The 7,518-nt window shown below is 49.0% G+C and carries 7 protein-coding genes and 2 riboswitches; of the genes, 5 read left to right on the top strand and 2 right to left on the bottom strand.

The window, feature by feature from the left end:
• Nucleotides 1–411: 411 nt before the first annotated feature.
• A complete protein-coding gene (locus tag HGBM_RS28715) occupies nt 412–696 on the bottom strand; it encodes a hypothetical protein (protein ID WP_026074164.1) in 285 nt (94 codons plus the stop codon).
• 233 nt (nt 697–929) lie between these two features.
• Here HGBM_RS28715 and HGBM_RS02805 point away from each other — a divergent pair, with 233 nt between their 5' ends.
• From HGBM_RS02805 to purU, 4 genes are all read left to right on the top strand, one after another.
• Entirely contained in the window at nt 930–1,211 is a 282-nt protein-coding gene (locus tag HGBM_RS02805) for an aminotransferase class I/II-fold pyridoxal phosphate-dependent enzyme (protein WP_019119581.1), read from the top strand.
• Between the two features lie 278 nt (nt 1,212–1,489).
• Nucleotides 1,490–1,598, top strand: a riboswitch (glycine riboswitch).
• Nucleotides 1,599–2,198: 600 nt separating this feature from the next.
• A riboswitch (glycine riboswitch) is annotated at nt 2,199–2,304 on the top strand.
• 651 nt (nt 2,305–2,955) lie between these two features.
• Nucleotides 2,956–3,828 (top strand): L-serine ammonia-lyase, iron-sulfur-dependent, subunit alpha, encoded by an 873-nt coding sequence (sdaAA, locus tag HGBM_RS02795; RefSeq protein WP_019119579.1) that lies wholly within the window; start codon nt 2,956–2,958, stop codon nt 3,826–3,828.
• Nucleotides 3,829–3,847: 19 nt separating this feature from the next.
• The gene (gene gcvH / locus HGBM_RS02790; RefSeq protein ID WP_019119578.1) at nt 3,848–4,243 is read left to right on the top strand and encodes a glycine cleavage system protein GcvH; all 396 of its coding nucleotides are present in this window, start codon (nt 3,848–3,850) and stop codon (nt 4,241–4,243) included.
• An 89-nt stretch (nt 4,244–4,332) separates the two neighbouring features.
• A complete protein-coding gene (gene purU, locus HGBM_RS02785) occupies nt 4,333–5,208 on the top strand; it encodes a formyltetrahydrofolate deformylase (protein WP_019119577.1) in 876 nt (291 codons plus the stop codon).
• Between the two features lie 99 nt (nt 5,209–5,307).
• Here purU and HGBM_RS02780 read toward each other — a convergent pair whose 3' ends face one another.
• Nucleotides 5,308–6,513, bottom strand: coding sequence for an MFS transporter (locus HGBM_RS02780; protein ID WP_019119576.1), 1,206 nt, complete (start codon nt 6,511–6,513; stop codon nt 5,308–5,310).
• Between the two features lie 130 nt (nt 6,514–6,643).
• On the opposite strand from HGBM_RS02780, the gene HGBM_RS26390 reads away from it, so the two are divergent.
• A partial coding sequence (locus HGBM_RS26390) for a LysR family transcriptional regulator (protein ID WP_019119575.1) occupies nt 6,644–7,518 on the top strand: 875 nt, incomplete at its 3' end.

The raw sequence follows: 7,518 nt of genomic DNA, 5'->3' as shown, positions 1-7,518 counted from the left end.
TGTTATAGTAACTGTTTTTGCTCTTTAAAGGCCTTCCGTTGATCAAATAGCTGTCGTCACCCTCCAGGAATGTAACGGCCGCCAGATTATTAACCCCAAGGTCGATGGACATCAGATTGGTAAAGGTCGCAGGAAGTTTCTTTTCTTCCTTTTGGTAGATCATCACCATCTCCCACGTACGGATCCTGTTGCACCATTGGAGGCGGATCTGTTGAAGAGCGCTTACGTCAATCGGCAGATTTTCAAGGTTCATGACAATCGAAAAACAGTCAATCTGATGACGTTCCTGCAATCTTCTTGGACAACGAGAGCTTGAGTACATTCTCCTGAACTCGGATGGCAAAATTAGTGAAAATGATTTCATTTTGCGGCGGGAAACATGCTTATATCCGGGAGGTTGAGGTGTCCCTCTTATTTCTGCGGATTCTTCTTGAAGTCTTTGCTTTCGGCAAAGTAGCTCTTCCAATTTTGTTCCACCATCTTGAGACAATGCTGATCATAGGTATGAGAGTGGAGGTACTCTCGGTGCCAATTGGACTTCAGTTCCTTTTCCAGCTTCACATAAGAGCGAAACCCCTCTTCTCTACACAGGTGATTGGCGATGTTGTAGAGTTTGGTCGTGTGAAACGCCAAATCCTCCAGAATCGCAAGCTGCTGTGCCGACCAACGGGGAATCCACTTGTAGACCAGTCTCATTTCGATTCACCTCCTTCTCCTTATTTTACCACGGAAAGGGAATGTATGTTCTGAAAAGTAGTGCAAAAGCAAAAAAATCGCCTTCATCTCACCGCCTATAGAGGTGGGAGTCTTCTGCGAAAATGAGATAAAAAAACAGGGAAATAGGTAAGATTCATCTGAGTACTTGCACATGCGGATTTGTTACCTGCTGCTATTACAGCAGTTGATTCCTCCCTGTTCGAAGTTTGCCTATGTACGGTTTTGTTGAGGAGATGCGGCAAAGTTACAAGCAGAGACGCAACAGAGCATTCGACTTGTTTGTACAGGCAAACGTAAAAGCGTTCAAACCGGATGGCGCTTTCTATATACTGGTCGATATGTCGGAGCTGGGTCGGCCAGCAGATGAATTGGCGATGGATTTGCTGAAAGAGGAAAAAGTGGCTGTAGCCCCTGGCACCACTTTTGGGGAGCTTACCCGCAAAATGGTGGGCATATCTCTGCGACAGAAGAGTCGCTGCTCCTGGAAGGGGTAAACCGGATTTGCAGCTTCATCGCCCGGCATAAAAGATGAGAATGGCTTCCGCGTATCACAACGCATCGTAAAATACGATGGGGATTTTCAGACATGGAATCCTCCCCTGACGTGGAATGATTTTCGTGAGAAGAAGATAGTGGATAGCGGTGAACGCAGAACCTTTGTTACAATAGATAGGTTCCGAATAAACGGAATACGATTTCTTTTTGGAATTGACAAAAAAGCAGCTCCCGTGATTTACTAAAGAAAAGATAGCCTTTCATTTCATAGCTATGGATGAAGATTGTAGGAGAGACTAGACGATTGGTTTAGCACCGAAGGAGCAAGTCCCATAAAACCCAACCTTTGGGATTAATCTCTCAGGTAAAGATACTACAATTGGACATACCTCTGGAGAGCGCTGAAAAGCCACCAAAGGGGAATACTCCACGCCACAAGGCGGTGGTAAACTCTCAGGTAAAAGGACAGAGGAAAGGGAGAGTACTATCACTCTATCTTTCCCCTGTCCTTTTTGTCTCAAAATAGTGATAAGGGAAAGGTGGTGCGATGAGAAAGGAGGATCGAATCAAAACATGAAGCTTTCAGTCAGGGAAGCAGCTCAAAGCGAACTGAGCAAACTTTCTATTCCTCGGAACAAAGCGCTGCGGATCGACGTGGTGCTGTCAGGAGATTGTGGCTGTGCGTTTTCCGTCTAACTTGCCGTTGATGAATTGCGGAAAAACGACACGGTTGTCCATCAAAACAGGATACCCTTCTGCATCGACCGGCTTACCAAGAGAAATCTGGGGGATGTACTCACACTTGACTATGAGCCTGGGCTAGGCTTTGTGTTGTCAAGTCCATACGAAAGCTTCTCGGATCGGCTGCAAATTCGTACCAGCTGATCGGACTGAAAAATAGAGAGCGAGGGAACCGCGGCGGAGAGCGGAGACAGAGAGCAGCTTTTATGAGCCAGGCCAGGCGTCCAAAATTTCATATGCAGCGGATGAGAATTGTAGGAGAGACCAGATGCAGCGTAACTGGCACCGAAGGAGCAAGTCCCAAAAATCCTTGGGATCAATCTCTCAGGTAAAGCGTACTACAATGGGACGCACCTCTGGAGAGCGCGCATGCCACCCAAGGGGAACGCTTGAACCAAAGGATTCAAGCCAAACTCTCAGGTAAAAAGGACAGAGGAAAGGGAGATTTTTTTAATCTGTCTTTCCTCTGTCCTTATTTACATATGGGAAGACAGCAAAAGGAGGGCGTTCGATCCGCTAGATGAGCCAGGCTTATCCGTTTTATGGATAAGCCGCAGTCCATGAGATGGGAGGCATGCCCATGAAATACAACAGCTGCTTTGATATTATCGGTCCGATCATGGTGGGTCCGTCCAGTTCCCACACGGCGGGAGTGGTGGCATTTGGAAGGTTTGTCCATGACTTTCTCGGAGGGGCACCGAAAGAGGCGACGATCATTTTCTATGATTCGTTTTCGGAAACCTACAAAGAACGCAGTGGAGTTCATATTCAGAGGAAAATGCCCGTATTACGATCATCCCAACACCGTTCTTGCAACCGTGCAAAAAGAAAACGAATCGGCGGTTATCGGCGGGGCCTCGCTAGGGGGAGGCATATCCAAAATATTTCACATCAACGGATACGAGGTTGATATTCCCTTGAATCTCGCCTATGACCTCGATTTGATCAGAAAAAGGTATAAGCGTGAAACCGTGCAGCGCGATGTACGAGGAGGGAGCGAAAATGAACTTTACGTCAATGAAAGAACTTCTGGAACTGTGCGAGCGGACGAGATTGAGCATTGCCGATGTGATGCTGGCTCGTGAAAGCAAGCAAACCGGACAACCCGAGCATGAAATCATCGAAAAAATGAAGATTCGCCTACTTAAAATGAAAGCAGCCATCGATCAGGGAGTGACTGACCATTCGCTAGCCCCAAGCGGAATTTCCGGCGGGGATGCTTACAAACTGGAACGCTATTTGGAAAAGGGCCGGCAGCTCACAGGCAATATCGTTGGAGATGCGATGAGGTTCGCGTTTGTCACATCGGAAATGAATGCCCGCATGGGGGGTGTTGTGGCGACGCCAACCGCCGGCTCCGCAGGCATTTTGCCCGGCTGTTTATTTTCTCTTCAAAAGCATCAACACTATACTTCCGAACATTTGATGATGGGGCTTTTCGCAGCCAGTGCCATCGGTTATGTGATTGCCAACCGTTCCTTCATCTCGGGAGCAGCGGGGGGATGTCAAGCTGAAGTAGGGTCGGCGACCGCTATGGCCGCCGCCGCGATTGTAGAAATCAAGCAGGGAACACCTCGACAGGCTGTTCACGCTGCTGCCATCGCTCTCAAATCCATGCTTGGATTGGTGTGCGATCCGGTAGCCGGCCTTGTGGAAGTTCCTTGCATCAAGCGAAATGTCATCGGTTCCTCGATTGCTTTTTCCGCAGCAGATATTGCCTTGGCGGGAATTGAGAGCCAGATCCCTTGTGACAAAGTGATTGACGCCATGTATGAGATTGGCAGAAACATGCCGAGGGCGCTGAGGGAGACGGCTCTGGGCGGCTTCGCTGCAACGCCGACAGGAAAAGCCATCAAGAATCGGATTAGGAAATAAAGACGGGAGGAGGAAAAACATGGATAAGGTCGTACAAAATTGGCTGTACAGCAGGGAGCATGAATGGGTGGAGGTTCTGGACGAGACGCGGGTGCGTGTAGGGATTACAGATTTTGCACAGCGCCAACTAGGTGACCTGGTATTCGTTGAAATTCCTCAGGTTGGCGATGATGTGACTGCTGATCAACGCCTGGGAACGATTGAATCGGTAAAAGCGGTATCCGATGTGTTTTCCCCTGTCAGCGGCAAAGTTGTGGAAGTAAACAAGGAGCTTGAAGAAAACCCTGAGCTGATCAATACGGATGCTTACGGACAGGGGTGGATGATCGTCATTGAGCTGAGCGATCCCGGCGCTCTGTCTGGACTTCTCAATGCAGCAGAATACTCGGCGCTTATCGAGGAGGAAGAAAGGTGAACTACCGTTATCTGCCGATGACCCGAAAAAACTCGTAGGGCAGCGGGAGTTCCCTGTTTATCACTGCAAATCAAAACGGAGGGATCGAAATGGATCTCGATTTGAGCAAAAATGAAAACAGAGCCGTGCTGTTGATCTCCTGTCCGGAGCGCCTGGGGATCATCTCCGCCGTCTCCAACCTGTTATTCAGCTACAAAGCAAATATCGTCCAGTTTGATCAGCATACGACAGACCCGCGCGACGGCATGTTTTTTATGCGCATCCTCTTTGATCTGGATTCGCTTGCCGCTTCCTATCCGCAATTGGAGCAAGATTTGTCCATCATGGCACAGGAATACCCGATGGAATGGCGCCTCAGCAAAGTGAGCCAAACCAAGCGGATGGCTATTTTTGTATCCAAGATGGACCATTGCTTGGTTGAGCTTTTATGGCGCTGGAAGTCCAAAGAGATTCTCGTCGACATCCCCATGGTAATCAGCAATTATCCCGATGTAAAGGAAACCGTGGAGTCCTACGGAATTCCTTTTTACCACATCCCGACGAGTACCCAAACCAAAGAAGAAGCGGAGCAGGCGGCCTTAGAGATTTTGCAGGGAAAAGCAGACTTCATCGTGCTGGCGAGATACATGCAAATACTCTCTCCGCGCTTCATCGCGCATTACCCCAACCAAATAATTAATATCCATCACTCTTTCCTTCCCGCGTTCATTGGCGCCAATCCCTACAAACGGGCGTTTATGCGCGGCGTAAAACTGATCGGTGCAACCGCACACTACGTGACCAATGACCTCGATGAGGGGCCGATTATTGAGCAGGACGTGATCAGAGTAAACCACCGCCTGAACGAATCAGATTTGAAGGTCGCCGGGCGACGTGTTGAGCGAAACGTTTTGGCACAGGCCATCTCGTGGCATGTAGAGGACAAAGTGATCGTTTACGGGAATAAAACCATTGTCTTCGCTTAGAAGGCAGGAAGAAAACCTCCTCTCTACTACTAAATAAATGGATAGAGGGGAGGTTTTTTGATGAACGGTCAGTTCCTGCAACGTACGAGCCTATCCATTTCAGGCAGAGACCTTTTCTCGAGAACGAACATGTTTGAACTTTTGGTTGCCAATTTTTAACTGAAGCAGGATCATTACCACTACGACGACAGTCAATCCAATGATCGCGGGGGGAAAACTGCCCGCAGCATCATGGATGAAGCCCACACAAAAGGGCCCCAGGGAAGCAAAAAGATAGCCGCCGGATTGCGTCATTGCAGATAACGCGCTTGCTTCTTCCGTATTCGCTGTCTCATCAATCGGCAGCATTAAAGCCATCGGGAACAGGCCGCCTGCACCGATCCCGAGAAAAATACAGGGCAGCCAGGGAGACACCGGAAGTTGGAGCATCAGCAGACCGATCAACTCCATCACCGAGCAGCCAATCAGCCAGACGACTCTGTGTTGAAAACGACTGACCAGCATAGGAAGCAGAAAGCTGACCGGCACCTGCACGAGAGTAAACAAGGTCAAAATCATTCCCGCCGTTTGTTTGTCGTAGCCCAGTTCCTCTACGATCGGAGCCAGCCAGGCAGTAAGCGAGTAAAACATGAATGCCATCATCCCGAAAAAACAAGTCAGCAGCCAAGCCCGTTTATTTGTCAGAGGAAGCTTCAAGTCGTTCTTTTCCGTTTGGGGCAGAGCGCCGGTCATGGCAGGGGCGGTTGGTTTCCGCGCCTTCCGGACTGGTCTCCACCAAAAGCAAAGCGCGATGAAAGCCAGGATCGACCAGGATGCGACGGAGGCCTGCCAAGAATGGTGAAAGGCTGTCTGCAAAGGAACGGCTAACCCTGAACCAAAGGCGGCCCCTACGACAAGCGACATGGAATAGACCCCGACGATCGCCGAAGGATTCGAAAAATTTTCCTTGATAAATCCGGACAATAACGGCCCGATAATGGCAATCCCGATACCAGCCAGAAAAGCGGTGAGCAGCATCAGCCACGAAGAGTTGACGACATACCTTGCGGCAGTAGCAGCGCCAATCAGAAGAAGACAATAGGCGATGGTCCGTTCAATGCTCCAGCGGCTGCCTAGCTTAATCGCCGCCGGCGCGAAGAAACCCATGCACAGCACAGGCAGGGAAGTCAACAGACTGGCCATGGAACCGCTCATGCCAAGCGTCTCCCGGATCGTCCCCAATAAAGGCGAGACAGAAGTGATGACAGGGCGCAAATTAAGCGAAGCGAGAAAAAGAGCAGTAATCAGAAAAACAAAACGCATCATACATTCTCTCCATCTTTCTGTTTTAAAAATTCTGAGTCGGTCTAATACAGTGTATAAGAGGTGTTTTGATTGATCAATATTATTATTTCTATTATTATCATTAGTATCTCTTATGAAAGTGGGTGATTGCTTGGAGATCCGTCAGCTTCACTATTTTATGGCGGTTTGTGAAGAGATGCACTTTACCAAGGCCGCCGAAAAAATAGGCGTTTCCCAACCAACGCTCAGCCAGCAAATTCGCGCGCTTGAGGATGAGCTGCATATGCCGCTGTTTGATCGGATCGGCAAAAAAATCGCGCTTACCGAGGCTGGCACGCTGCTGTTTAGCTATGGCACCCAGATTTTGGACACGTTACAAAATGTAAAGGATTCAATCGCGGATTTGCGTCATATTCAAAGTGGTACAATAAAGGTCGGGATCATGCCATCCGATCTGGATTACCGGATTACGCAGCTTATCATCGATTTTTATCACGCGTTTCCAAAAGTGAAATTAATGGTCATCGCTTCAATTGATATTATGCGGCAGGTGCTGGAAAGCGAAGTCGATATCGGCATCGGCACCAATGTCCAGCCTAATGACCGCCTGGTTACGATTCCTTTATGCCGGGAAGAGTATGTGCTAACGGTGTCCGAGAGGCATCCGCTGGCCAACCGAACCAGCATTGACTTGGATGAACTGAGAGGTCTTCCGATGGTCATGTATCCCGAAGGTTTTATGGGGCGCGATTTAGTAGAGGAGTCTGTGCGGAAACATGGCTTTCAGCTGAATTCCATTCTTGAAACCAGCTCGGCTACTTCTATACTAAACCTGGTGAAAGCGAATATTGGCGCAACTGTACAGCCATACCCCTTGATTCGGCAAATAAATGATCCGGTTTTGCGCACGATCCGTATCAAGGACGACGCACCAAGCCGCAGCCTGGCGATCATTTACCGCTCCGACCGTTATCTGAGCCAGGCGGCCAAGGCTTTTATGGAGCGGGTAAAAGAATTCTTTCAAGG

The organism is Brevibacillus massiliensis (assembly GCF_000311785.1).
Lineage (GTDB): Bacteria > Bacillota > Bacilli > Brevibacillales > Brevibacillaceae > Brevibacillus_C > Brevibacillus_C massiliensis.
This window is presented reverse-complemented; position numbering and strand designations above follow the sequence as displayed.